Annotated in this window: 25 protein-coding genes; 7 read left to right on the top strand and 18 right to left on the bottom strand. The window is 67.5% G+C overall.

Annotated features, from left to right (window positions below; all coding sequences use genetic code 11):
• Positions 1-21: 21 nt before the first annotated feature.
• Positions 22-1,494: a helix-turn-helix domain-containing protein gene (locus ACIOU8_RS07200; RefSeq protein ID WP_400787554.1), complete on the bottom strand. Its 1,473-nt coding sequence runs from the start codon at positions 1,492-1,494 to the stop codon at positions 22-24.
• A gap of 136 nt (positions 1,495-1,630) precedes the next feature.
• On the opposite strand from ACIOU8_RS07200, the gene aceA reads away from it, so the two are divergent.
• From aceA to ACIOU8_RS07185, 3 genes are all read left to right on the top strand, one after another.
• On the top strand, positions 1,631-2,956 hold the full coding sequence (gene aceA / locus ACIOU8_RS07195) for an isocitrate lyase (protein ID WP_400787552.1): 1,326 nt from the start codon (positions 1,631-1,633) through the stop codon (positions 2,954-2,956).
• 22 nt (positions 2,957-2,978) lie between these two features.
• Positions 2,979-4,670, top strand: a complete 1,692-nt coding sequence (gene aceB, locus ACIOU8_RS07190) for a malate synthase A (RefSeq protein ID WP_400787550.1) — start codon at positions 2,979-2,981, stop codon at positions 4,668-4,670.
• A gap of 121 nt (positions 4,671-4,791) precedes the next feature.
• Positions 4,792-5,226, top strand: coding sequence for a hypothetical protein (locus ACIOU8_RS07185; RefSeq protein WP_400787547.1), 435 nt, complete (start codon positions 4,792-4,794; stop codon positions 5,224-5,226).
• A 465-nt stretch (positions 5,227-5,691) separates the two neighbouring features.
• Here ACIOU8_RS07185 and ACIOU8_RS07180 read toward each other — a convergent pair whose 3' ends face one another.
• Both ACIOU8_RS07180 and ACIOU8_RS07175 read right to left on the bottom strand, forming a co-directional pair.
• Positions 5,692-6,753 carry a helix-turn-helix domain-containing protein gene (locus ACIOU8_RS07180; RefSeq protein WP_400787545.1) on the bottom strand — a complete coding sequence of 354 codons (1,062 nt, stop codon included), beginning with the start codon at positions 6,751-6,753 and terminating at the stop codon, positions 5,692-5,694.
• A gap of 199 nt (positions 6,754-6,952) precedes the next feature.
• A complete protein-coding gene (locus tag ACIOU8_RS07175; RefSeq protein ID WP_311259507.1) occupies positions 6,953-7,462 on the bottom strand; it encodes an Lrp/AsnC family transcriptional regulator in 510 nt (169 codons plus the stop codon).
• 115 nt (positions 7,463-7,577) lie between these two features.
• On the opposite strand from ACIOU8_RS07175, the gene ald reads away from it, so the two are divergent.
• Complete coding sequence (gene ald / locus ACIOU8_RS07170; RefSeq protein ID WP_400787541.1) at positions 7,578-8,672, top strand: alanine dehydrogenase; 1,095 nt, start codon at positions 7,578-7,580, stop codon at positions 8,670-8,672.
• A gap of 86 nt (positions 8,673-8,758) precedes the next feature.
• Positions 8,759-9,958, top strand: a complete 1,200-nt coding sequence (locus ACIOU8_RS07165) for a pyridoxal phosphate-dependent aminotransferase (RefSeq protein WP_400787538.1) — start codon at positions 8,759-8,761, stop codon at positions 9,956-9,958.
• A gap of 84 nt (positions 9,959-10,042) precedes the next feature.
• Here the strand turns inward: ACIOU8_RS07165 and ACIOU8_RS07160 are convergent, their stop codons facing one another.
• The 8 genes from ACIOU8_RS07160 to ACIOU8_RS07125 all read right to left on the bottom strand — a co-directional run bounded on the left by ACIOU8_RS07160 (position 10,043) and on the right by ACIOU8_RS07125 (position 16,508).
• On the bottom strand, positions 10,043-10,444 hold the full coding sequence (locus ACIOU8_RS07160) for a VOC family protein (RefSeq protein WP_400787535.1): 402 nt from the start codon (positions 10,442-10,444) through the stop codon (positions 10,043-10,045).
• Between the two features lie 66 nt (positions 10,445-10,510).
• Positions 10,511-11,656: a UDP-N-acetylmuramate dehydrogenase gene (locus tag ACIOU8_RS07155; protein ID WP_400787533.1), complete on the bottom strand. Its 1,146-nt coding sequence runs from the start codon at positions 11,654-11,656 to the stop codon at positions 10,511-10,513.
• Positions 11,656-12,054, bottom strand: a complete 399-nt coding sequence (locus ACIOU8_RS07150; RefSeq protein WP_363574731.1) for a MaoC/PaaZ C-terminal domain-containing protein — start codon at positions 12,052-12,054, stop codon at positions 11,656-11,658. The genes ACIOU8_RS07155 and ACIOU8_RS07150 overlap by 1 nt, the downstream gene beginning before the upstream one ends.
• On the bottom strand, positions 12,054-12,509 hold the full coding sequence (locus ACIOU8_RS07145; protein ID WP_400787530.1) for a MaoC family dehydratase N-terminal domain-containing protein: 456 nt from the start codon (positions 12,507-12,509) through the stop codon (positions 12,054-12,056). The genes ACIOU8_RS07150 and ACIOU8_RS07145 overlap by 1 nt, the downstream gene beginning before the upstream one ends.
• Positions 12,510-12,546: 37 nt before the next feature.
• On the bottom strand, positions 12,547-13,347 hold the full coding sequence (locus tag ACIOU8_RS07140) for a sulfite exporter TauE/SafE family protein (protein WP_290159209.1): 801 nt from the start codon (positions 13,345-13,347) through the stop codon (positions 12,547-12,549).
• A gap of 38 nt (positions 13,348-13,385) precedes the next feature.
• Positions 13,386-14,933 (bottom strand): tripartite tricarboxylate transporter permease, encoded by a 1,548-nt coding sequence (locus ACIOU8_RS07135; protein ID WP_400787527.1) that lies wholly within the window; start codon positions 14,931-14,933, stop codon positions 13,386-13,388.
• A complete protein-coding gene (locus tag ACIOU8_RS07130) occupies positions 14,933-15,490 on the bottom strand; it encodes a tripartite tricarboxylate transporter TctB family protein (RefSeq protein WP_400787524.1) in 558 nt (185 codons plus the stop codon). Before ACIOU8_RS07130 ends, ACIOU8_RS07135 begins: the two co-directional genes overlap by 1 nt.
• Before the next feature lies 1 nt (position 15,491).
• Positions 15,492-16,508, bottom strand: coding sequence for a Bug family tripartite tricarboxylate transporter substrate binding protein (locus ACIOU8_RS07125; protein WP_400787521.1), 1,017 nt, complete (start codon positions 16,506-16,508; stop codon positions 15,492-15,494).
• A 162-nt stretch (positions 16,509-16,670) separates the two neighbouring features.
• Here ACIOU8_RS07125 and ACIOU8_RS07120 point away from each other — a divergent pair, with 162 nt between their 5' ends.
• Positions 16,671-17,891, top strand: coding sequence for a hypothetical protein (locus tag ACIOU8_RS07120; protein ID WP_400787519.1), 1,221 nt, complete (start codon positions 16,671-16,673; stop codon positions 17,889-17,891).
• Positions 17,892-18,098: 207 nt separating this feature from the next.
• On the opposite strand, the gene rplQ is transcribed toward ACIOU8_RS07120, so the two are convergent.
• The 7 genes from rplQ to ACIOU8_RS07085 all read right to left on the bottom strand — a co-directional run bounded on the left by rplQ (position 18,099) and on the right by ACIOU8_RS07085 (position 22,036).
• Positions 18,099-18,629, bottom strand: a complete 531-nt coding sequence (rplQ, locus tag ACIOU8_RS07115; protein ID WP_400787517.1) for a 50S ribosomal protein L17 — start codon at positions 18,627-18,629, stop codon at positions 18,099-18,101.
• Between the two features lie 33 nt (positions 18,630-18,662).
• Entirely contained in the window at positions 18,663-19,652 is a 990-nt protein-coding gene (locus ACIOU8_RS07110) for a DNA-directed RNA polymerase subunit alpha (protein ID WP_290159197.1), read from the bottom strand.
• Positions 19,653-19,803: 151 nt separating this feature from the next.
• Complete coding sequence (gene rpsK / locus ACIOU8_RS07105) at positions 19,804-20,202, bottom strand: 30S ribosomal protein S11 (RefSeq protein ID WP_042538796.1); 399 nt, start codon at positions 20,200-20,202, stop codon at positions 19,804-19,806.
• A 32-nt stretch (positions 20,203-20,234) separates the two neighbouring features.
• Positions 20,235-20,609, bottom strand: a complete 375-nt coding sequence (gene rpsM / locus ACIOU8_RS07100; protein ID WP_400787512.1) for a 30S ribosomal protein S13 — start codon at positions 20,607-20,609, stop codon at positions 20,235-20,237.
• Positions 20,610-20,780: 171 nt separating this feature from the next.
• Positions 20,781-20,897, bottom strand: coding sequence for a 50S ribosomal protein L36 (rpmJ, locus tag ACIOU8_RS07095; protein ID WP_033106073.1), 117 nt, complete (start codon positions 20,895-20,897; stop codon positions 20,781-20,783).
• A gap of 64 nt (positions 20,898-20,961) precedes the next feature.
• The gene (infA, locus tag ACIOU8_RS07090) at positions 20,962-21,183 is read right to left on the bottom strand and encodes a translation initiation factor IF-1 (protein ID WP_017201569.1); all 222 of its coding nucleotides are present in this window, start codon (positions 21,181-21,183) and stop codon (positions 20,962-20,964) included.
• 193 nt (positions 21,184-21,376) lie between these two features.
• Entirely contained in the window at positions 21,377-22,036 is a 660-nt protein-coding gene (locus ACIOU8_RS07085) for a DsbA family protein (RefSeq protein WP_400787508.1), read from the bottom strand.
• 483 nt (positions 22,037-22,519) lie between these two features.
• Between ACIOU8_RS07085 and ACIOU8_RS07080 the strand changes: the two genes are divergently transcribed.
• Positions 22,520-23,515 carry a hypothetical protein gene (locus ACIOU8_RS07080; protein WP_400787506.1) on the top strand — a complete coding sequence of 332 codons (996 nt, stop codon included), beginning with the start codon at positions 22,520-22,522 and terminating at the stop codon, positions 23,513-23,515.
• Positions 23,516-23,546 lie beyond the last annotated feature (31 nt).

Below are 23,546 nucleotides of genomic sequence, written 5' to 3'. Positions count from 1 at the left end.
CTCCATGCGCTCGCCCGCGCATCACCGCGGTGCGTGCGCCTCGAGGAACTCGTACACATCGGTGGTGTCGACACCGGGGAACGCACCGGTGGGCAGCGTGGCGAGCAGGGTGCGAGGAGTCCTGACGTTCGGCCAGGAGTTCTCGCGCCATCGCCCCTCGAGGTCGGCCGGCGCTCGGCGGCAGCAGACCTCGACCGAGTGCTTCGAGACTCCTCGGTGCGGGGTGTCGCGCCCGACGAACCACTTCGTGTCATCGAAGCGCACGCCCACGCTCACCGAGTGCAGCCCCTCGCTCGACGCCTCGACCCGGGCGGTGCACCAGTAGGTGCCGTTGCCCGTGTCGGTGTACTGGTAGTACGGGTTGAATCGGTCGTCCTCGTCGAACACGACGCGGCTCGTCCACCGGCGACAGCACATCTGGCCCTCGATCGAACCGAGCCTGTCTGTCGGGAAGTTCACGTCGTCGTTCTCGTACGCCTTCGTGATCGTCCCCGACTCGTGCACCTTGAGGAAGTGCACGGGGATGTCGAGGTGGCGGGTCGCAAGGTTCGTGAAGCGGTGCGCCGCCGTCTCGTACGAGACCGAATACGCATCCCGGAGGTCTTCGATCGAGATCGCCCGGCGTGATTTCGCATCCTTCAGCGCGGGCACCACATGGGCCTCCGGAACCAGCAGCGCCCCCGTGAGGTAATTCGTCTCGACGCGCTGACGCAGGAACTCGGCATAGCTGCGGGGTTCGGCATGCCCCAGGATGCGGCTCGACAGCGCCTGCAGCACGGCCGTTCTCGCATCGCCCTTGGCCGGCACGCTGCTGGACAGGTAGAGCCGCCCGTTCGCGAGATCGGCCACGCTGCGCGTGGTCTGCGGCAGGTCGGGTGCGTAGTGCAGGGTGAAGCCCAGGTAGGCGGCGATCTCGGATGCGGTGCGCTGCGTGAGCGGTCCGCCCGGGTGCCCGACCGCGGCGAGGATCTCGGCGGCTTTGCTCTCGAGGTCGGCGAAGTGGTTGTCCTGCCTGCGCATCAGGTGACGCAGCTCGACGTTGGCACGCCGGGCCTCCTCCGGCGTGGCCGCCCGCTCGTCCCTGAGTCGGTCGATCTCACCGTGCAGGGCGAGCAGCGCCTTCAGCGCATCGGTCGGCATGCTCTTGGCGATGCGGAACGGCTCGATCCCGAGCGCCTGGAACGTCTGTCCCTTCATGGCGCGCTCGAGAGCGATCTCGATCGCACTGCGCTCGTCGAGCGGCTCGCCCTCGAGCAGCGCATCGATCGTGACACCGAGCGCCCGCGCGATCGCCTGCAACTGAGTGAGTTTCGGCTCACGCTTGCCGGTCTCGATCATCGACATCTGGCTCGGGGCCCGATCGACCGCCGCCGCGAGGTCGTCGAGGGTCATCCCGCGCGCGGTGCGCAGCTGACGGATGCGTCGCCCGATGGTGAGGGCGTCGGCGTCTTCCGCCTCAGAGATCTGGGTCCCGGAGCGTGTCGAAGGGCTCATGCGGCCGATTCTGTCACAGAAACAGAATTTCTAATGATCTTCACAACGATATTCGCCAGTCCTGGGCCTGATCTTCACCCACAGTGGAAACACGCCACCCGGCTTCACGGTCCGGGCATCCAACGGAGGAGACACCATGACGAACACCGCTGAGAACCACACCCCTCGCCCCGCAGGCCTGCGCGCCGGCGACCAGGTTCAGACGGCAGCCGAGCTCCGCGAGATCTGGGAGACGGATCCTCGGTGGGACGGCGTCGAGCGCACGTACTCGGCTGAGGACGTCATCCGTATCCGGGGATCGGTCCGCGAGGACGCCACCCTCGCCCACCGCGGCGCCGAGAACCTCTGGAACCTGCTGCACACCGAAGACTACGTGCGGGCGCTCGGTGCCTACACGGGCGGCCAGGCCGTGCAGCAGGTGCGTGCGGGACTCAAGGCCATCTACCTCTCGGGATGGCAGGTCGCGGCCGATGGCAACCTCGCCGGGCAGACCTACCCCGACCAGTCGCTCTACCCCGCCAACTCAGTGCCGTCAGTCGTGCGTCGCATCAACAACGCGTTGATCCGCCAGGACCAGCTCGAGCACGCCGAGGGCGAGGTCACTCAGGATTGGCTCGCACCGATCGTCGCCGATGCGGAGGCCGGTTTCGGCGGACCCCTCAACGCCTACGAGCTCGCGCAGTCGCTGATCCAGGCCGGAGCAGCCGCCATCCACTGGGAGGACCAGCTGGCGAGCGAGAAGAAGTGCGGTCACCTGGGCGGCAAGGTGCTCGTGCCCACGCAGCAGCACATCCGCACCCTGAACGCGGCTCGCCTCGCGGCCGACGTCTCCGGCGTCCCGACGGTCATCATCGCCAGGACGGATGCTCTCGCCGCCGATCTGCTCACCAGCGACGTCGACGAGCGCGACCAGCAGTTCACCACCGGTGAGCGCACGCCCGAGGGCTTCTACCGCATCCGCCCCGGCATCGAGTCGGTCATCAGCCGCGGACTCGCGTTCGCGCCGTACGCCGACCTGCTGTGGGTCGAGACGGGCGAGCCCGACATCGAGCTGGCCCGCTCCTTCGCCGCGGCGATCCACGCGCAGTTCCCCGGCAAGATGCTCGCGTACAACTGCTCCCCGAGCTTCAACTGGAAGCGCCACCTGTCGGACGCCGAGATCGCGACGTTCCAGCAGGAGCTCGCCGACCTGGGCTACAAGTTCCAGTTCATCACGCTCGCCGGCTTCCACGCCCTGAACCACTCGATGTTCGACCTCGCCCGCGGCTACGCCGAGCGCGCCATGAGCGCGTACGTCGATCTGCAGGAGGCCGAGTTCGCCGCAGAGGCGAACGGCTACACCGCCACCAAGCACCAGCGCGAGGCGGGCACCGGCTACTTCGACGTCATCTCCACCGCGCTCAACCCCGACAGCGCGACCCTCGCCCTCGCCGGCTCCACCGAAGCCGCGCAGTTCCACTAAGCCACTCCAAAGGACTCAGATCATGACCACTCCCACCGCTCCCCCGACCACTCCCACCGCTGCCCCGACCACTGCGCCGATCCAGACGACGCAGCAGGGCCCGGCGATCGCCGTCACCGGCCCGCTGCGTGAGCGCTACGACGAGATCCTCACCCCCGAGGCGATCGCATTCCTCACCGAGCTGCACCACCGCTTCGCCGCTCGTCGTCACGATCGACTCGCCGACCGCATGCGCCGCCGGTTCGAGATCGGCAACGGGCATGACCCGCGCTTCCGCGACGACACCGCGCACATCCGTGCGGATTCCGACTGGCGTGTCGCCGGCCCCGGCCCCGGACTCGAAGACCGTCGGGTCGAGATCACCGGGCCCACCGACCCGAAGATGACGATCAACGCGTTGAACTCCGGAGCACGGGTGTGGCTCGCCGATCAGGAGGACGCCACGAGCCCCACGTGGAAGAACGTCATCGAGGGTCAGCTCTCGCTCCGCGACGCGATCCGCGGCGAACTCTCCTTCACCGGCCCCGCGAGCGAATCAGGGCCGGGCAAGGAGTACCGTGTCACCGCCGAGCGCACCCCGACGATCGTGATGCGCCCTCGCGGCTGGCACCTGCCTGAGAAGCACCTGCAGTTCACCGATCGCGCAGGGCGCCGCACTGCGGCATCCGGTTCGCTCGTCGACTTCGGGCTGTACTTCTTCCACAACGCGCAGGAACTGATCGCGAACGGCCGCGGACCGTACTTCTACATCGCCAAGCTCGAGTCGAGTGAAGAGGCGAAGCTGTGGGACGACGTGTTCTCGTTCAGCGAGGAGTACATCGGCATCCCGCACGGCACGATCCGAGCCACCGTGCTCATCGAGACTCTGCCGGCGGCGTTCGAGATGGACGAGATCCTCTACGAGCTGCGCGACCACTGCGCGGGCCTCAACGCGGGACGCTGGGACTACATCTTCTCGATCATCAAGAACTACCGCGGCCGGGGCGCTCGCTTCGTGCTTCCCGACCGCAGCGAGGTGACCATGACGGTGCCCTTCATGCGGGCGTACACCGAGCTGCTCGTGCAGACCTGCCACAAGCGGGGTGCCTACGCGATCGGCGGCATGAGTGCCTTCATCCCGAACCGCCGCGATCCCGAGGTGACGGAGCGGGCGATCGAGAAGGTCTCGGCCGACAAGAAGCGCGAGGCCGGCGACGGCTTCGACGGCACGTGGGTGGCCCACCCCGATCTGATCCCGACGGCACAGGCCGAGTTCGACGCCGTGCTCGGCGACCGCCCGAACCAGGTCGATCGGCAGCGCCCCGAGGTCCTGGTGACCGCGTCGCAGCTGCTCGACCTGCACATCGGCCGCCCGATCACGGCTCAGGGCGTGCGCGACAACGTCTCTGTGGCGATCCGGTACCTCGAGGCGTGGCTGCGGGGGCTCGGCGCGGTGGCCATCGACAACCTGATGGAGGATGCCGCGACCGCGGAGATCAGCCGCTCCCAGGTGTGGCAGTGGATCCACCAGGACCGCACCACTGAGGACGGCACACCGATCACGGCCGAGTACGTCGAGGGCCTGATCGGCGAGGTGCTCGACGAGGTCGAGCGACGCGACGACGACCGTTTCGACGATGCCGCATCGGTGTTCCGCGACGTCGCGCTGCACGAGGAGTTCCCGGCGTTCCTGACGCTCGGCGCCTACAGCCGCTTCCTCGTCGAGGAGGCCTGACCCTCTCTGCACAAGGGCCCTTCGGATGCCGCGGTTCGGCATCCGAAGGGCCCTGTGGCGCGCACGCGGACGCCCGAACCCGCGTCGATCCACCCCTCGATAACGGGCGTAGCCTGAGACAATGAGCGACGTCTGGTCCGACATCTCCTCCGAGTTCCTGCACCTGTACCCGCGCGGCCGCCGGCTGGTCGTCGTCGCCGGAGCGGATGCCGAGCGCTCACGCCATGCAGCGGACGACTTCGCCTCCTCGCTGACTTCGGCAGGTCAGCAGGTCGAGCGGGCCGACAGCAGAGACGGCGACGAGCCGACTCTGCGCGCCGCCGTCGTCGCGCCGTTCCGAGCCGCCCCCGACAGCGGCACCGTTCTCATCGTCTCGGGGCCGCCCGAGCTGCTCAGCACGACAGCGCGCGGACTATGGAACTTCGTCGTGTGGCAGCTCGCCGGCGACGAGGCACCTCACTCGATCGCCTCTGCGATCGTCGATGTCTCAGATCCGTCGAAGCCGACCCGGCGGTTCGCAGACTACTGCGCACTGCCCTCGTCGTTCGGCGCCTGAGGGCGGTATCCGAACCTCGGTCGTGTACGGAGGTCGCTCAGGGTTTCGCGGGTGCCTCGGTCCCCCCGACCGAGGCACCCGCACGTCCGCCGGCGCTGTGCGCCGACGATCCGTAGTGCCCGACGCTCACGCGCCTTTCCCCGAGCTTCCGGACGGGCGATCCCGCCTCGTCCGGAAGCCGTGACGACCGGCGTATGGGAAGTCGCGGCTCCCGCATCACCTGCCGTCATGGCCCGCCTGGGGACACGGGCAGGTCCAGGTTATGCACGCATGCAGGCCGCCGGAAGCACCGCGGATCGTCCCGTCACCGGATGTGCGGACCTCGGCACGCTGTGCAACAGATGGCACTGGAATCGCGATCGGCTGTCGCTCTGCGCACCGCGCTCAGCCAGCACCTGCTCTCCGCCCGAGGCCCTGATCGTGCAGGAGGGCCCACGTTCGGTGGCGGCACACGGCGCCGCCGAGTCAGGCGGAGGGTCGCGGCTGCTCGTCGCTCAGAAGCATCGCCTCGGCGAGGCGCGGGGGCTGCGTGCGTGCGGCCATCCGGAACGCACTGGGGCTCACCCCGACGTGACGGGTGAACTGGGCACGAAGCGCTGCCGCATCTGCGAAACCGGATTGCACCGCGACTGTCGCGAGATCCTGGGGCGGAGTGGACACCAGCTGCTCCCGTGCCGTGACCAATCGCCGGCGAAGCAACCGCGCGGCGAGGCTCTCGTCCATCCCGGCGTACAGCCGGAAGAGCTGGCGACGGCTGACGTGCAGTTCCGCTGCGAGCTCCGCGATCCCGAATGCCGCATCCCGGTGGCGTCGTTCGATGATCCGATCCGCCTCAGCACGCACCAGGCTGGCGCGATCCGTCTCGCCGTCTCCGGGGAACTGACGGAACAGACTGCGCACGAGCGCGACGAGCGCCGTTTCGGTGCCCGCCAGAGCTCCTTCACCCTGATCGGGATCCTTCGCCCACTCGAACAGCATCCGCCCCAGCGCGGCTCCCGCAGCCCTGGTCAGCGGAGTATCGGGGAACGTGCCGGCTCCTGCGGCGAGCGCGTGCTGGTATCCCGGCACGGCGGAGACCGGCACGACCACACCGGTCGTCTCGCTCACCCCGAGGTGCTCGATCGACGATGCCCCGAGACTCGACATGAAGCCCATCCGCCCGACGCTCATCAGCTGCACGCCCGCAGCGGTGCGAAGCCGCTGCCCTCCCTGGTTCGACGTGCCGAGGACGATGATGTCCATGCCCTCCGGAGCGCCGACGTCATAGCTGACCGTGTGCGAGGTCTCGAGCGTGCTGTAGAGCATCGTGGCACCGATGGATCTGCGCAGCAGGGCCGCCTCGAACGCATCGGGATCAGCGGCGCTCATCGTGCCGAAGTTCGAGAGCTGCAGCATGCCGAGCGGGCCGTCGAGTCGCATCACCTCAGTGGAGAACCACGCCGGCACCGTCGCGCCATCGCGCGCGCCGTCACCGGCGGCCGGCGGCACCCACAGTCCGCCCGAGAGCCGGCCCAGCCACGCAGCCATCTGCGCATCATCGAGTACTCGTGCCATCTCATCCCCCAGCGGGTGCGAGCCGCCTTCTGCGCCCGCCCCAATCCCCGCCCTCACGATAAGTGCGCCCGGTGAGGCACAGCAATATATACGTTCGGCCGGCCAGGTCTGGCCGGCTCAGCACGGCAGAGCAGCGAGGGCTCGATCCGCCCGCGCGCTCTGCGTCAGTGGCTCAGCGGAACGATGCGGCGACCGAGTTGCGGTGGTAGTCGAACACGATGCTGGTGCGTGTCGAGGCGACGCTGCTCTGCGCCGACAGGTGCTCGAGCACGAACTCGCGCATCTCGGACGAGTCCGCGACGGCGATGTGCAGCAGGAAGTCGTCGTCCCCGCCGAGGAAGAAGACCTGGATCACCTGCGGCAGCGCACGCACCCGGTCGGCGAACTCGACGATGCTCTCGCGGCGGGCGCTCGGCCGCAGACTCACGCCGATGATGGCCTGCAGTCCGGCGCCCAGCATCCGCTCGTCGACGCTCGCGTGGAAGCCACTGATCACGCCCCGCTCGACGAGTGCGCGCAGACGGGCGTGCGCGGTCGACGGCGCCACTCCGAGCTGGCCGGCGAGCTCTGCGTTCGTCATCCGCCCATCCGCGCTCAGCAGCTGTACGATCCTGGCATCGACCGCATCGAGTGCCGGCGCCCGAAGGGTGTTCGTCTGAGGGGCTTCGGATGACGTCTCCATGCGAATGATTATGCAGGATTGGCGGGCAAAGCGAATGTTCTTCAGGCATTCTGTCGAATCATCGACGTTTCTGCGATTCTGAGATGCACTCACGCAACCGTCACTTGGAGGATCGATGAAGATCGGCGTGCCGACCGAGGTCAAGAACAACGAGAACCGCACCGCACTCACCCCCGCGGGCGCCGACCGGCTGGTTCACGAGGGCCACCGCGTGCTCGTGCAGTCGGGAGCGGGAGTCGGCTCCGGCATCTCCGACGAGGCCTACCGGATCGCGGGCGCCGAGATCGTCGAGACGGCCGCGGAGACCTGGGGCGAGGCAGACCTTCTCATCAAGGTGAAGGAGCCGATCGCCCAGGAGTACGGCTTCCTGCGCCCCGACCTGACCCTCTTCACGTATCTGCACCTCGCCGCCGACCGGGCGCTGACCACCGCACTCGTCGACGCCGGTACCACGGCCGTCGCCTACGAGACGGTGCAGCTGCCCGACCGCAGCCTGCCTCTGCTCGTGCCGATGAGCGAGATCGCGGGTCGCCTTTCCGTGACCATGGGCTCATACTCCCTCATGCGATCGGCGGGTGGACGCGGAGTGCTGATGGGCGGCATCGCCGGGGCTCCTCGTGCCAAGACCGTCGTGATCGGCGGCGGCGTCGCGGGTGAGCATGCGGCCGCGAATGCGCTCGGACTCGGATCCCAGGTGACGGTGATCGACATCTCGCTGCCGCGACTCCGGGAGCTCGAGCACCGTTACGGAGGCGCTCTCCAGACTCGGGCATCGAGCCGATACGACATCGCAGAGGAGCTCGCGACGGCAGATCTCGTCATCGGATCGGTGCTGATCCCCGGTGCCGCTGCGCCGAAGCTCGTCACCGACGACATGGTCGCCGGCATGAAGCCAGGCTCGGTGCTCGTCGACATCGCGATCGACCAGGGCGGATGCTTCGAGGGCTCGCGTCCCACGACGCACGACGACCCCACCTTCGCCGTGCACGACTCGATCTACTACTGCGTCGCGAACATGCCAGGCGCCGTGCCCGAGACGGCCACCCGGGCACTGACCAACGCCACCCTCCCCTACGTGTCTGCCATCGCCGGCAAGGGCTGGGAGCGTGCAGCAGCAGACGACGCCGCACTCGCCAAGGGCCTCAACGTGCAGGGCGGACGCATCACCCTGGATGCGGTGGCGAAGGCCCACGGCCTGACGACCACCTGACGCATCGCGTCGTCCGATCAAGAACCGCGATTCTTGACGGCATCCGACCCGTCATCGATCCGTCCCACCCGAGTACGCTCGTAGTCGTGACCGAACGCGCTCCTCTCTCTCGCAAGCTCTCCGCCATCGCCGAATCCGCGACCCTCAAGGTCGACGCCAAGGCGAAGGCCCTCAAGGCCGAAGGCAAGCCCGTCATCTCGTATGCCGCGGGCGAACCCGACTTCGCGACGCCGCAGTTCATCGTGGATGCAGCCGCCGACGCCCTCGCCGACCCCGCGAGCTACCGGTATACCCCGGCTCCGGGTCTTCCCGCACTGCGGGAGGCCATCGCCGCGAAGACGCTGCGCGACTCGGGACTCGAGGTCTCGCCGAGCCAGGTCATCGTGACCAACGGCGGCAAGCAGTCGGTGTACCAGGCGTTCCAGGCCGTTGTGAACCCGGGCGACGAGGTGCTGCTGCCCGCTCCGTACTGGACCACCTACCCCGAGACGATCCGCCTCGCCGACGGCACTCCCGTCGAGGTGTTCGCGGGTGCCGACCAGGACTACAAGGTCACGGTCGAGCAGCTCGAGGCGGCCCGCACCGAACGCACGACCGCCCTCGTGTTCGTCTCCCCCTCGAACCCCACCGGCTCGGTGTACACGGCCGAAGAGACCAAGGCCATCGGCGAATGGGCGCTCGAGCACGGCATCTGGGTCATCTCCGATGAGATCTACCAGAACCTCACCTACGAAGGCGTCAAGGCGACCTCGATCGTCGAGGCCGTGCCCGAGGTGGCGGGCCAGACGATCCTCGTGAACGGCGTCGCGAAGACCTACGCGATGACGGGCTGGCGCGTGGGCTGGATGGTCGGACCGTCGGATGCCATCAAGGTCGCCGCCAACCTGCAGTCTCACCTCTCGAGCAACGTGAACAACGTCGCCCAGAAGGCCGCTGTCGCCGCCCTCAACGGCCCGCAGACCGAGGCGGAGCAGTTCCGCGAGGCCTTCGACCGCCGTCGCCGTCTGATCGTCTCGGAGCTGTCGAAGATCGACGGACTCGTGGTGCCCAATCCGCTCGGCGCCTTCTACGTCTACCCCGACGTGCAGGGTCTGCTCGGCCGCACCTGGGGCGGCGTCACGCCGACCACCTCGCTCGAGCTCGCGGACTTCATCCTCGAGAAGGCAGAGGTCGCGGTGGTTCCCGGCGAGGCCTTCGGCCCGTCCGGCTACATCCGCATGTCGTACGCGCTCGGTGACGACCAGCTTCTCGAGGGCGTCCAGCGCCTGCAGCGCCTGTTCGCCTGACGCGCTTCGCTCGCTCGACGACCAGGGCCGGAAGGCGCCCCGGTCGTCGAACGAGGAGCGCAGCGACGAGATGAGACGTCGCGCTCACGCCTCGTCGTGGAACCCGATCAGCCAGCGGATGCCGTAGCGATCGATGACCGTGCCGTCGTAGTCGCCCCAGGGACGCTTCTGCAGCGCGTCGATGACCCGACCCTCTTTCGAGAGCTGATCGAACCAGCTGGTCAGCGTCGACGCATCAGCGGTACCGAGCAGTGAGAGGAACATGCCGCTCATCTGCACGGCGTCATCGTCTGCACCCGCATCCGCTCCAGCGAGCTCGACCGCACCCGCCAGCTGCCCGTGTGCAACGGCATCGCCCGGACCGTCGTGGCGCCCCGCCTGGGCGTAGTCGAGAAGCTGAAGCTCCCCTCCGAAGACCGAACGGTAGTGCTCCAGCGCTTCGGCCGCGTTTCCGGGAAACAGGAGGTAGGGGATCAGTCCGCTCATGCCGCGAGTGTACGGCGAAGCGACGACGTTGTCAGTCCGGCACGGCGATGCGGCCGGCCTGATGAACTACAGTTCGACGCCGAGCAGCACGGGCTCCGGCTGCAGCACGAGCCCGAACTCCGAATGGACGCGGCTCTGGATGAAGCGGGCGAGCTCAGACACCTCGGCCGCCGTGGCACCGCCCCGGTTGGTGAGGGCGAGAGCGTGCTTGGTCGAGACGGATGCCCGTGACCTCGGCAGCTTGAATCCCTTGCGGATTCCGGCCTGCTCGATCAGCCAGGCGGCACTCACCTTCACGTCGGGCGCCTCCGGCTTCGCGGCCGGCACGAAGCCTTCGTACGAGGAGAGCGGGATCACCGTGACCGTGTCGAGGTCGGGAGTCACCGGCCATCGCGGGCACTCGGGCGGCAGGGCGCGGGCGACGACCTCGGGCACGATCGCGTTCTGGAAGAAGGATCCGACGCCGTGCGTGTCGGGGTCGTTCTTGTCGAGCAGCATCCCCTTCGACGCGCGAGTGGCGAGGATCCGTTCGCGCACCCAGGCGAGCGGCACAGGCGCGTCCGAGTCGAGACCCAGCGCCCTGCGCAGCTGCTCACCGCGGACGACGCGCTCTTCGGCGACGAGAAGGTCGACTGTGACCGACAGGATGACGGCGCGGCGCTGCGGCACGCCGCCGTAGTGGTGCTTGAGCACAGAGGTTCTGAACCCGAGCCCGAGCTCGGACGCCGGGACGACCGACACGTCGCCCGTCGCCTCGTCGATCAGCTCGACCTCGACGAGGGTCTCTTGGATCTCCTGACCGTACGCGCCGATGTTCTGCACCGGTGAGGCGCCGACGGTGCCCGGGATGCCGCTCATCGCCTCGAGTCCGGCATACCCGTGCTCCACGGCGTAGGCGACGAGATCGTCCCAGCCGTGACCGGCCTGCACGCGGAGCCGGATGCGTCCGGCATGCGGAGACGGGAGCTCCTCGATGCCGCGGGTGAGGATGCGGATGACGGTGCCCTCGAACGAGTCGTCACCGATGAACAGATTGGATCCGCCACCGAGGACGAACCACTCATCGCCGCGCGCCCACACGTCGGTGAGCGCATCGACCAGCTCAGCAGAGGTCGACGCCTCGAGCATCCGCTCGGGAGCCCCACCTGTGCGGAGGGTCGTCAGAGTCGCCAGCGCGAGCGGCTCGACCTCGTGCACCACGCCGTCGCCCATCAGGCGGCGACGCGCAGCTGCGCCTTGACGAGCACCGTCGTCTCACCGAACGTGACCTTGAGGTCGATGCGCGTCGATTCCTCGTCGACGGCGCCGACGGTGGCGGCGACGTGGAGGTCGGCTCCGTCTGCGGGGTCGACCACGACCGGTTTGGTGAATCGCACGCCGTAGTCGATGATCCGCGCGCCCGGCTCGAGAGCCGCGACGACCACCGACGAGGCGATGCCCATCGTGAGCATGCCGTGCGCGAGGACGCCCGGCAGGCCCACCTCGGCGGCGATGTCGTCACGATAATGGATCGGGTTGAAGTCGCCTGAAGCCCCTGCGTAGCGCACGAGCGACTCTCGGGTGATGTGCACCGTGCGCTCTGCGACGATGTCTCCGACAGCGAACGGCATCACTCTGCTCCTTCTTCGGCGCCGACCAGCAGCACGCTGGTGGCGGTGACGACATGCTCGCCGGCGGCATCCGTGATCTCGGCCGCGCTGGTGATCATGGCGTTGCCGCCCATCATGCGGATGGCGGTCACGCGCAGTGTGCCGGTGAGCTCGTCGCCCGCGACGATCGGGCGCGAGTAGGCGAACTTCTGCTCGGCGTGGATCGTGCGGGCCAGCACGATGCCCGAGTCGGGTTCGGCGAGCAGCTGCTGCAGCGTGAGGTCTTGGATGACCATCGCGAAGGTCGGCGGCGCCACGACATCGGTGAAACCGGCCGCACGCGCGGCCTCGACGTCGGTGTGCTGCGGAGCGTCGGCGAAGACAGCGCGCGCGAACTCGCGCACCTTCTCGCGGCCGACGAGGTAGGGAGAGGTCGGCGGGAATTCCCGGCCGAGAAGATCTTGGTTCACTGCCACCCCTCGATCCTACCGAGCGCCTGCGACAGAGCCGCCCTCAGTCCTTCTTCTTGCGCCCCTTGATGGCCTTCATCGCCATCTGCACTGCGATGACCACGAGGTATGCCGCGAACAGCATGTTTCCCACCATCGGGTCGATCAGCGTCGCCAGCCACGCACCGAGCGCGGTGGTCGTGCACGCCGACACTCCGACGATCGCCGCGGCGAGCAGGTCGACGTTGCGGTTGCGCAGGTTGCCGATCGTGCCCGAGATGGCGGTCGGGATCATCATGAGCAGTGACGTGCCCTTGGCGACGAGATCGCTCGTGCCGAACGCGAGCATCAGGATCGGCACGACGATCACACCGCCACCGACCCCGATGAGCCCTGCGAGGATGCCGGTTGCGACGCCGACCACCACGAGGGCGAGCCCGTTGAGCAGCTGCAGCTCGAACTCCGCGTCCCGCGACGGCACGACCAGGAACAGGCTCACGATCACGACCACGAGGAAGCCGACGAAGAACCAGCGCAGCACCGTCTGCGAGATCTTCGGCAGCATCCGGGTGCCGATCTGGGCGCCGACGACGGAGCCCGCTGCGAGGATCAGCGCGGGGATCCAGGCGACGGAGTCATTGATCGCGTATGAGATGACGCCGACCGTCGCCGTCGGGACGATCGCGGCGAGCGACGTGCCGGCGCCGAGCCGCTGGTTGAAATGCAGGAAGAGCACGAGCAGCGGGACGATCACCGTGCCTCCGCCGACGCCGAAGAGGCCGGAGAGGAGGCCCGCGATCAGGCCGATGCCGATGAATGCCGTGTAGGCGCGAGGCCCTCTGCTCAGGGTCTCTGCATCAGTCACCGGATCAGCCTACTCGCAGGCCCCTCCTCGTTCTGCCGTCAGACCTCCGAGTCGGCCCTGACGGGCACCGAGATCGACTCTGTCAGCGCCTGCTCGTAGCGGCGCTGGCGTCGACGCAACCACAGGCCGCCGACGATCAGGAGCGCCAGCAGGACGTAGGCGGTCGCGGCGAACGGCTGCGCGACGAGCGTCGTCAGGTCTCCCTGGCTGAGCTGGAGTGCGCGCCGCAGCTGGGCCTCGCCCATCGGCCCGAGGATCATGCCGACCACGAGCGGAGCGACCGGGAACCCGTACCTCCGCATGAAGAACCCGAGCACCCCGACGATCGTCAGGATGAGGATGTCGACCACCGAGTAGTTCAACGCGTAGGCGCCGAAGGCGGCGAAGACCAGGATCCCCGCATAGAGGTACGGACGCGGGATCTGCAGGAGCTTCACCCACATGCCCACGAGCGGCAGGTTCAGCACGAGCAGGATGACATTGCCGATGTAGAGGCTCGCCACGAGCGCCCAGACGAGGTTCGACTGGCTCGTGAACAGCATCGGTCCGGGTTGCAGGCCGTACGACTGGAAGGCCGTGAGGATGATCGCGGCGGTCGCCGTGGTCGGCAATCCGAGTGTCAGCAGCGGAACGAGCACCCCGGCGGCCGCAGCGTTGTTCGCGGATTCAGGTCCGGCGACGCCTTCGATCGCGCCGCGTCCGAACTCGGACTTGTGCTTCGAGAGCTTGCGCTCCGTCGCATACGAGAGGAAGGTCGCCACATCGGCTCCACCCGCGGGGATCGTGCCGATCGGGAAGCCGATCGCGGTGCCGCGCAGCCAGGGCTTCCACGAACGACGCCAGTCGTCCTTTTTCATCCAACTGCGCCACCCGCGCGTTACGGGGATCACGTCGATCGCGCCGTGCCGCAGTCTCGCGGCGATGTACAGCGTCTCTCCCACCGCGAACAGCCCGACCGCGACCAGCACGATGTCGATGCCGTCGGCGAGCGGGAGCAGTCCGAGCGTGTACCGCTGCTGCCCTGAGAGCCGATCGGTTCCGACGAGGCCGAGGAACAGCCCCACGCCGAGCGAGAGGAGGCCGCGCGGAACGGACGACCCCATCAGCGCTCCGACGGTGATGAAGGCGACGACGATGAGTGCGACGTAGTCCGCCGGGCCGAGATTGACGGCGAACTGTGCGAGCACGGGGGCCAGCAGCGTGAGCCCGATGGTCGCGAGCGTTCCGGCGACGAATGACCCGAGTGCGGCAGTCGCGAGCGCCGCCGCGCCGCGTCCCATCTTGGCCATCTTGTTGCCCTCGATGGCCGTGACGATCGAGGCCGACTCCCCCGGGGTGTTCAGCAGGATGCTCGTGGTCGACCCGCCGTACATCCCGCCGTAGTAGATCCCCGCGAAGGTGATCAGGGCGGCCGCCGGTTCGAGCGTGTAGGTGAGCGGCAGCAGCAGTGCCACCGTCATGGCCGGGCCGATCCCCGGGAGCACGCCCACCGCTGTGCCGATGAGCACGCCGAGGAAGGCGAAGACGAGGTACTGCGGCTGCAGCGCAGTCGCGAATCCCTCGAGGAGCAGAGACCAGCTGTCCATCAGAACATCCTCCCGAGCCAGCCCAGAGCGGGACCCCAGGGCAACGACAGTCCGAGCAGCCCGCCGAAGACGACCTGGACGACGAGCGCGAGGGCGATCCCGACGCCGAAGGCGACCCACCACCGCTTCGCTCCCAGCGACCAGGCGACACCGCCGAACAGGATCGCTGCGGCCGGCGCCCAGCCGACGGGCTCGATGAGGAAGAGGTGCGCCACGAGGAACGCGGCGATCTTCACGAGTGTGATCCAGTCGGTGGGGAGGGACTGATCGACGTCCTCCCCGTCCTCGGGAACACCCCTCTGGCCGCGGAGGATGCCGACGAGTACGGCTACCGCTGAGCCGAGGAGCAGGATCGCGACGAAGACCGGGAACACGGTCGGCCCGACCTGGGCGCCGACCGGGACATGGATGGAGAAGACTCCGATCAGGGCGAAGACGCCCAGCGCGACCATCAGCAGGGCGAAGACGAGTTCGCCCACCGGCATGGGGCCGACGATGCGTGCGGACCGGCGTTCGCCGATCCGCACACCGTCGGGCCCGGAGGACCCGATACTCATGTCAGCCGACCAGACCGATGTTCTGCAGGGTCGCCGTGACCTCTTCGATGTTCCCATCGAGGAACTCGTCGAACTCGTCGCCCGTGAGAAACGCATCCGCCCAACCGCGCGTCTCGAGTTCGGCCGTCCAAGCCTCCGACTCATGCAGCTCCGTGACGATTCGCGTCAGCTCCTCGCGGTTCGCGTCGTCGATACCTCCCGGTGCGATCACGCCGCGCCAGTTCGTCAGCACGACGTCGTAGCCCGAATCCGTGATCGTGGGCACGTCGGCAAGCTGCTCGACCGGCTCGTCCGATGACACTGCAAGAGCCTTCATCGTGCCCGCGTCGATGTGCTGCAGGAACTCGCCGACACCAGAGATGCCCGCGTCGACCTTGCCGCCCAGTATCAGCGACGTCGCTTCGCCGCCGCCGGAGTTCGGCGTGTAGTTCAGCTTCTCGGCGATCTCGGCGCCGTCGAGTCCGGCCTCCTCGAGCATGAGCCCGGCGAGGATGTGGTCGGCGCCGCCGGCAGAGCCTCCGGTGATGGTCACCTCCTGCCCCCTGTCGACCACGTCGTCGACGAGATCCTCGAGCGTGTCGTACTCCGAGTCCGCCGGCACGACCACGACCAGCGGTTCGTCGGTGAGACGGGCGATGGCCGTCATGTCCTCGATGCGCACGGCCGAGGCGTTGGTCTCGACCGCGCCGACCATCACGAGCCCCATCACCATGAGGGTCGCCGGATCCTGCTCGTTCGCGAGCTGGGCGAGACCGACAGTGCCGCCGGCACCTCCGACGTTGGTGACCGGCGCCGAGCCGACGATCCCCTCCTCGGTGAGAAGCTGCGACAGTGCGCGGCCGGTCTGGTCCCAGCCTCCGCCGGGGTCTGCTGGAACGACGATGTTCACGTCGCTGATCGTGACGGCCTCGTCCGCGGCGCCGTCGCCTGCGGCTTCGGTGCTGCCCGAGCACGACGTCAGTGCGAGTGCGGCTGCTGCGGCGAGTGCCACCGCCGTGCCGATGCGTGACTTCTTCATGTGCGCTCCTCCTTGAGCGTTCGTGTTGCTGTCCGTCCACACTGGGAGGGCGCCCGCCGCTGCTCAAGCTTCGGAAACCATTGGTCGCGTTCCGAAACTATTGGTCACGATCGCCTCTTACGCCGCGTCGCGGCGCACGCGCACAGCGAGGAGAATGGGCGGGTGGCCTCGAAGATGACGCTCCGGGTGCAGCTGCTGGCTCTGCAGGCGCTGATCGTGTTCTTGGTGACCCTTGCCACCGGGATCGTCGCCGGTGCGCTGCAGGAGCAGGCGCTGCGCGAGGCCTACAAGGATCGGATGCAGGCTGTTGCCCAATCGATCGCAGCTCTTCCTCCCGTCCTCGACGCCTTCGACGACGTCGATCCGGCCACTGCGATCCAGCCGATCGCCGAGGTCATCCGCGAAGCATCCGATCTCGCATACGTCGTCGTGGCGAACGCCGACGGCATCCGGTACTCCCACCCGAACCCCGACCGCATCGGCGAGCGGGTGTCGACGGATCCGTCGGTGCCCCTCTCGGGCGAGATCTACGTCGGCACCCAGACCGGCACACTGGGCACGTCCTGGCGCGTCAAGGTGCCGATCCGCGAGGACGAGGGAGAGGTCATCGGCACGGCATCCGTCGGCATCCTCGAGTCGGAGCTCAACGAGGAGTTCACCGCCAACCTCACCTGGCTGATCTCGGCGATGCTCGCGGCCGCCGTGCTCGGCGTCTTCGGTTCGGCGTGGGTGACCTCGGTGATCAGGCGACGGATCTACCGGCTGGAGCCGCATCAGATCGCGGCCTTGGTGAAGAACCAGGAGACGACCCTGCATCGCCTCAGTGAGGGGGTCATCACCGTCAACGGCGCCGGCAGGATCACTCTTGCGAATGACGCCGCCGCGCGCCTGCTCGAGAAGGACGCCGGTGATCTCGACGACGCGGTCGCGGCCGACGTCCTCGACGACGAGCTGCTCGATGTGCTCAGGGTCGGCGAGAACGAGGGCCGACCGGTGATCGTCGGATCGCACGTCCTGGTGGCACGCAGCACCGGGAGCCGCGTCGACGGGACCGATGTAGAGGCCACTCTGCTGCTGCGCGATCACACCGAGTTGCACGATGTCGTGCAGCGCGTCGAGGCCGCCGACGCGATCATCGCCTTCCGTCAGCGATTCGGACTCCCCAAGGGGCTGAGCCCGGAGACCCTCGACCGGATCTCGTCGGCCCTCGCAGCTCGACCCGACGCCTCCGCCACCGACATCGGCGACGACCTGACCATCTCACGCGTCAGCGCCAGACGCTACCTCGAACACCTCGCGAGCACGGGGCGCGCGGTCCGCACCCTCGACTACACGACGAAGGGTCGACCCGGCACACGGTATCGCGCAACCGGACCGGTGTGATCGCTGCGCGCAGGCTCAGATCCGGGACGCCACACGTCGCACCTTGAGAGAAGGTGTGCCAGGTCGAGTTCATCGACGGGATGCCGAGGTCGGCATCCGGGAAGATCCTGCGCAAGGATCTGCGCACGCGCTGACGGCGGCGTCGCAGCAACGAAGAAGCCCGCCGTCCCTTTCGGGGCGGCGGGCTTCTTCGAACGAGCGAGGTGCTTACTCGGACTTCGTCTCGACAGCGTCCTCGGCGGCAGCCTCGGCTGCCTCTCCCTCGGCCTGCGACTCGGCGCCGGCGTCGGTGGTCTCCTCTGCGGGAGCCTCCTCGACGACCTCGGCGGGCTTCTCAGCCTTAGCAGCCTTCTTGGTGGACTTCGCCTTGGGGGTGACGGGCTCGAGAACGAGCTCGATCACGGCCATGGGGGCGTTGTCACCCTTGCGGTTGCCGACCTTCGTGATGCGGGTGTAGCCACCCTCACGGTCTGCGACGAGCGGAGCGATCTCGGTGAAGAGCACGTGTCCGGCGTCCTTGTTGGAACGCAGCACGGTCATCGCACGACGACGAGCGTGCAGGTCGCCGCGCTTGCCGAGCGTGATGAGACGCTCCGCGAGCGGACGCAGGCGCTTGGCCTTGGTCTCGGTCGTCTTGATCGACTTGTGGATGAAGAGCTGTGCCGCCATGTTGGCAAGCAGCAGGCGCTCGTGTGCGGGGCCGCCTCCGAGGCGGGGACCCTTAGTGGGCTTGGGCATAATCGTCTAACTCCTGGTCAGAAAGGTCGGGTTTCAGAAGGACTCGTCTTCGCTGCCGCTGTAGAAATGGGCGCCGTCGAAACCGGGCACCGAATCCTTGAGCGACAGACCGAGCGAGATGAGCTTGTCGCGCACCTCGTCGACCGACTTCTGGCCGAAATTGCGGATGTTCATGAGCTGCGTCTCCGACAGGGCGACGAGCTCGGAAACAGTGTTGATGCCCTCACGCTTCAGGCAGTTGTACGAGCGGACCGAGAGGTCGAGGTCCTCGATCGGCATCGACAGCTCGCTGGAGTTGACTGCCTCCACCGGTGCCGGGCCGATCTCGATGCCCTCAGCCTCGACGTTCAGCTCGCGAGCGAGACCGAACAGCTCGGTGAGCGTCTTCGCAGCCGAAGCCACTGCGTCGCGGGGGCTGATGGCGGACTTGGTCTCGACGTCGAGGACGAGCTTGTCGAAGTCGGTGCGCTCACCCGCACGGGTGGCGTCGACGCGGTAGCTGACCTTGAGCACCGGCGAGTAGATCGAGTCGATCGGGATCTGACCGGCCTCGGCGTACTCGTTGCGGTTCTGCGTCGCCGAGACGTAGCCACGGCCACGCTCGATCGTGAGCTCGAGCTCGAACTTCGCGGTCTCGTTGAGCGTCGCGATGACGAGCTCGGGGTTCTGGACCTCGACACCGGCCGGAGCCGAGATGTCAGCGGCGGTCACTTCGCCCGAACCGGTCTTGCGCAGGTACGCCGTGATGGGCTCGTCGCGCTCCGACGAGACGACGAGCTGCTTGATGTTGAGGATGATCTCGGTGACATCCTCCTTCACGCCGGGGATGGTGCTGAACTCGTGCAGCACGCCGTCGATGCGAACGCTGGTGACCGCGGCGCCGGGGATCGACGACAGCAGGCTGCGACGAAGCGCATTGCCGATCGTGTATCCGAAGCCGGGCTCCAGAGGCTCGATGATGAACCGGCTACGGTTCTCGACGATCTTTTCCTCGGTCAGTGTGGGACGCTGTGCAATAAGCACTCTGTGTTCCTTTCGATCACATGCCCGCTATATGACATGTGGTGGGGTGAGGTTTTGAGTTTTGGGAGTCGATGCCCGGTCCCTGAGCATGTCGAAGGGGCGGGCGTCGAGCCGCTCGGCCCCGAAGGACCGAGCGGCTCGACAAGCCGGATCAGACGCGGCGGCGCTTCGGCGGGCGGCAACCGTTGTGCGCCTGCGGGGTGACGTCCTGGATCGAGCCGACCTCGAGGCCGGCGGCCGTCAGCGAACGGATCGCGGTCTCGCGACCCGAGCCCGGTCCCTTGACGAAGACGTCGACCTTCTTGACGCCGTGCTCCTGCGCCTGACGGGCAGCCGACTCGGCGGCCAGACCAGCGGCATACGGGGTCGACTTGCGCGAGCCCTTGAAGCCCACGCCACCCGACGATGCCCAGCTGATGACAGCGCCGGACGGGTCGGTGATCGAAACGATGGTGTTGTTGAACGTCGACTTGATGTGGGCATGGCCCAGCGCGATGTTCTTCTTTTCCTTGCGGCGCGGCTTGCGCGCGGCGGCCTTGGGTGCAGCCATGAAAGTGTTCTCCTAGTCCCTGGGGGCCGCGCTTAGCGGGCCTTCTTCTTGCCTGCGACGGTGCGCTTCGGGCCCTTGCGGGTACGGGCGTTGGTCTTGGTGCGCTGACCACGGACCGGGAGGCCACGACGGTGGCGGACGCCCTCGTAGGAGCCGATCTCGACCTTGCGGCGGATGTCTGCGGCGACCTCGCGGCGCAGGTCACCCTCCACCTTGTAGTTGCCTTCGATGTGGTCGCGGAGGGTGATCAGCTGCTCATCGCTGAGGTCCTTCACGCGGATGCTCTCGTCGATCTCTGTAGCCTTGAGGATCTCGACCGAGCGGGTACGGCCGACGCCGTAGATGTAGGTAAGGGCGATCACCACGCGCTTATCGCGCGGGATGTCAACGCCGGCAAGACGTGCCATGCGGTTCTCCTGAGATTGGTAGAGGTGTGGAGCAGGATCGGTGCTCGGGCCTCCGCCCCGAGGTGTCAGTCCCGGTAGGCCGTTGAGCCTGTCGAAACGTCTGATCCTGCCGTTGTGTGTATTGAGTTGTGAGTCAGCTCCGAAGAGTCCGCCGGCAAGGCCGACGGGCACTCAGCCCTGGCGCTGCTTGTGGCGCGGGTTGCTCTTGCAGATGACCATGACGCGGCCGTGACGGCGGATCACCTTGCAGTGATCGCACATGGGCTTGACGCTGGGGTTGACCTTCATGATGTTTCCTATTCGCTGTCTTCACCGGGCAGGCTGGGCGCCTGGGGTGTTACTTCTCGACCGATCAGCGGTAGCGGTAGACGATTCGTCCACGGGTCAGGTCGTAGGGGCTGAGCTCCACGACCACACGGTCTTCGGGGATGATGCGGATGTAGTTCTGCCGCATCTTGCCTGAGATCGTTGCAAGGACCTTGTGTCCGTTGGAGAGCTCAACGCGGAACATCGCGTTGGGCAGAGCCTCGGAGATCACGCCCTCGATCTCGATGACACCGTCTTTCTTAGCCATAGCCTCGCTGACGCTTCTGCAGACCGGTCGATCTGCGGTGGGTGATTGGATTGCGGTGCTTTCTGCCGATTCAGACACGCCGAATCAAGGCGCAAGGCACCAAGGATCTATGTTATCCGACATCGAGAGTTCCGGCAACCCGAGCAGAATGCCGGAACTCCCGTGTCGATGTGAGGCTGATCAGCCGAGCTGGTCAGCCGAGGATCTTGGCGAACTCCGTCGCGATCTCGCTGTTGTCGATGCGGGTCCCGTTGATCTCGACGGTCGGAGTTCCCGAGATCTCGTGCACCTTGGTCTGCGAATCGGCGAACTTGTTGTAGGTGCCGTCGGCGATGCAGTCCGCTGCCGCGCCGGCGCCCGCCTGCTCGGCGAGAGCGCTGAGCTCGTCGGCACTGAGTCCGGCGGAGTTCTCCTCCGGCTGGTTCGCGAAGAGCAGGTTGAAGTAGTCGAGGGTCGAGTCGGGAGCCTCTTCGGCGACGCAGTACATCGAGCCGGCCGACAGCGAGGAGAACTCCCCCGTCGTCGAGAGACGGTTGAGGATCGACACCGGGTGGATGTTCAGCGTGATCTGGTCGTCAGCCGCCGCGGCCTGCAGCTGCTCGCCGTAGGCATCCTCGAACTGCCCGCACACGGGGCACATGAAGTCGACGTACGTGTCGATCTCGTCCTCGCCCGTTCCGAACGAGATGGCGCCGGTCTCCTCGTTGACGATGGAGCTCTGCGGGGCCGTGCCCGGGGCGGTGGCCTGGTTGTTCAGGAACACGACGACGAACGCCAGCACGGCCAGCACGACCACCACTGCCGCCGAGACGCCGATCACGAACCAGTTGGTGTTGCTCTTCGCGGCTGCCATTGCTTTCCGTTTCTGTCGAGGCCGGCCCGCGGCGGGCCAGACCTGAAGTCTTCGGGTGCATGCGCACCCATACACCCATTGTGCCCGGAGAAACCTATGTGCGCGTTGTGACCTTGTCCTGTCTCGCTCGCGGCCGCCCGGCCCTCGCCGATTCGCGAGACCGGCCTCCGTGCACGAGACCCACGTTCCCACCGTGGGTCTCGCCCCGCGAAGTCAGTCTCAAGTCGAGCGCGCTGCGCCCCACCACCCACCCAGCCCGAGACCGGCCTCCGTGCATGAGACCCACGTTCCCACCGTGGGTCTCGCCCCGCGAAGTCGGTCTCACATTGGGCGTGCTGCGCGCGCTGCGGACGCGCTCCATGGGCCACCGACGACACCGAACTGTTCCTGCACCGACCAGCATCCAGGAGCGCTCCCTCACAGCATTCGGTGAATCAACGCTCCAGCCCGGTGGCGCCGCGCCTGTGCGGAGAGGATGCAACTGTGCAGACCCTCTCCGATCGCGCTTTCGTCACATCGCCGGTGCCGCTGATCGTGAGTGCAGAGATGCGGATGTTGGGGCTGCGCGCAGCGAGTCCGCGACTTCGTCGTGTGCGCCACGGTGTTCACGCACGTCGCGATCTGTACGACGCGCTCCGTCCCTGGCAGCGGTACGCGGCGCGGGTGCACGCCTTCGCGCGCACGCATCCGGGCGCGGTCCTGTGTCTCGAGTCCGCAGCCGTGCTGCATGGCCTGCCGCACTTCGGCGAGACCGCCCAGATCCATGTGCTGGCGGATGCAGGCGAGAAATCACGGCGATTCGGCGACGTCGCAGTCCACTCGTCCGCAGATTCCCGCGGAGTCACCTCGATCGCAGGCATCCATTGCACCGACCTTCTCGATACGGCCGTCGATCTGACGAGGGTTCTGTCACCGGCGAAGGGACTGGCGGTCGCTGACGCGGCGTTATCGCCGTTCCAGGGCGGCAACGTGCGGCGGTCGATCGCTGACGAGACTCTCGGCGGCCAGATGAACAGCCGGGGCCGAGCCCGAGCGCGATGGGCCTGGACAAATGCAGACGAGCGTTCGGAATCACCCGGCGAGAGCATCAGCCGCGCAGTGATCGCGTGGTGCGGCTTCGAGACACCTCAGCTGCAGGCCGAGTTCGCGTACGAAGGAGCGAGGGACCGGGCCGACTTCTTCTTCCCGTCATCCCGGGTCATCGGCGAAGCTGATGGATGGGGCAAGTACGACCTCGATGATCCGGATGCGGCCGCTCAGCGCCTCGCGGATGAGAAGCGCCGCGAGGACAGGCTTCGTCGCAACGGACATCCGATCGCCCGCTGGGACCTCTCCGACGTGTGGAGGGTCGACCCGCTTCGCGTCGCCTTGGTCGCCGCCGACGTGCCCCTCGTGCGACCTCCGCAGGAGGGGATGCTCGCCTCGATGAAGCTCAGCCCGCGCGAGGTCGCGGTGTCGCGCCTCGCCGCGCAGAGCTGACCTGACGCCCGCCGGTGAGACCGGCATCCGT

The sequence above is a fragment of the Microbacterium sp. NPDC087589 genome (genome assembly GCF_044743635.1).
GTDB lineage: Bacteria > Actinomycetota > Actinomycetes > Actinomycetales > Microbacteriaceae > Microbacterium.
The sequence above is the reverse complement of the archived record's forward strand: the minus strand, read 5'-3'. Positions and strand labels throughout refer to the sequence as shown.

Coding starts and splice junctions, on each gene's coding strand:
- ACIOU8_RS07200 (WP_400787554.1), bottom strand. CDS start 1,494: ATGAGCCCTTCGACACGCTCCGGGACCCAGATCTCTGAGGCGGAAGAC.
- aceA (WP_400787552.1), top strand. CDS start 1,631: ATGACGAACACCGCTGAGAACCACACCCCTCGCCCCGCAGGCCTGCGC.
- aceB (WP_400787550.1), top strand. CDS start 2,979: ATGACCACTCCCACCGCTCCCCCGACCACTCCCACCGCTGCCCCGACC.
- ACIOU8_RS07185 (WP_400787547.1), top strand. CDS start 4,792: ATGAGCGACGTCTGGTCCGACATCTCCTCCGAGTTCCTGCACCTGTAC.
- ACIOU8_RS07180 (WP_400787545.1), bottom strand. CDS start 6,753: ATGGCTGCGTGGCTGGGCCGGCTCTCGGGCGGACTGTGGGTGCCGCCG.
- ACIOU8_RS07175 (WP_311259507.1), bottom strand. CDS start 7,462: ATGGAGACGTCATCCGAAGCCCCTCAGACGAACACCCTTCGGGCGCCG.
- ald (WP_400787541.1), top strand. CDS start 7,578: ATGAAGATCGGCGTGCCGACCGAGGTCAAGAACAACGAGAACCGCACC.
- ACIOU8_RS07160 (WP_400787535.1), bottom strand. CDS start 10,444: ATGAGCGGACTGATCCCCTACCTCCTGTTTCCCGGAAACGCGGCCGAA.
- ACIOU8_RS07155 (WP_400787533.1), bottom strand. CDS start 11,656: ATGGGCGACGGCGTGGTGCACGAGGTCGAGCCGCTCGCGCTGGCGACT.
- ACIOU8_RS07150 (WP_363574731.1), bottom strand. CDS start 12,054: ATGCCGTTCGCTGTCGGAGACATCGTCGCAGAGCGCACGGTGCACATC.
- ACIOU8_RS07135 (WP_400787527.1), bottom strand. CDS start 14,933: ATGGACAGCTGGTCTCTGCTCCTCGAGGGATTCGCGACTGCGCTGCAG.
- ACIOU8_RS07130 (WP_400787524.1), bottom strand. CDS start 15,490: ATGAGTATCGGGTCCTCCGGGCCCGACGGTGTGCGGATCGGCGAACGC.
- ACIOU8_RS07125 (WP_400787521.1), bottom strand. CDS start 16,508: ATGAAGAAGTCACGCATCGGCACGGCGGTGGCACTCGCCGCAGCAGCC.
- rplQ (WP_400787517.1), bottom strand. CDS start 18,629: ATGCCCAAGCCCACTAAGGGTCCCCGCCTCGGAGGCGGCCCCGCACAC.
- rpsK (WP_042538796.1), bottom strand. CDS start 20,202: ATGGCTGCACCCAAGGCCGCCGCGCGCAAGCCGCGCCGCAAGGAAAAG.
- rpsM (WP_400787512.1), bottom strand. CDS start 20,609: ATGGCACGTCTTGCCGGCGTTGACATCCCGCGCGATAAGCGCGTGGTG.
- rpmJ (WP_033106073.1), bottom strand. CDS start 20,897: ATGAAGGTCAACCCCAGCGTCAAGCCCATGTGCGATCACTGCAAGGTG.
- infA (WP_017201569.1), bottom strand. CDS start 21,183: ATGGCTAAGAAAGACGGTGTCATCGAGATCGAGGGCGTGATCTCCGAG.
- ACIOU8_RS07085 (WP_400787508.1), bottom strand. CDS start 22,036: ATGGCAGCCGCGAAGAGCAACACCAACTGGTTCGTGATCGGCGTCTCG.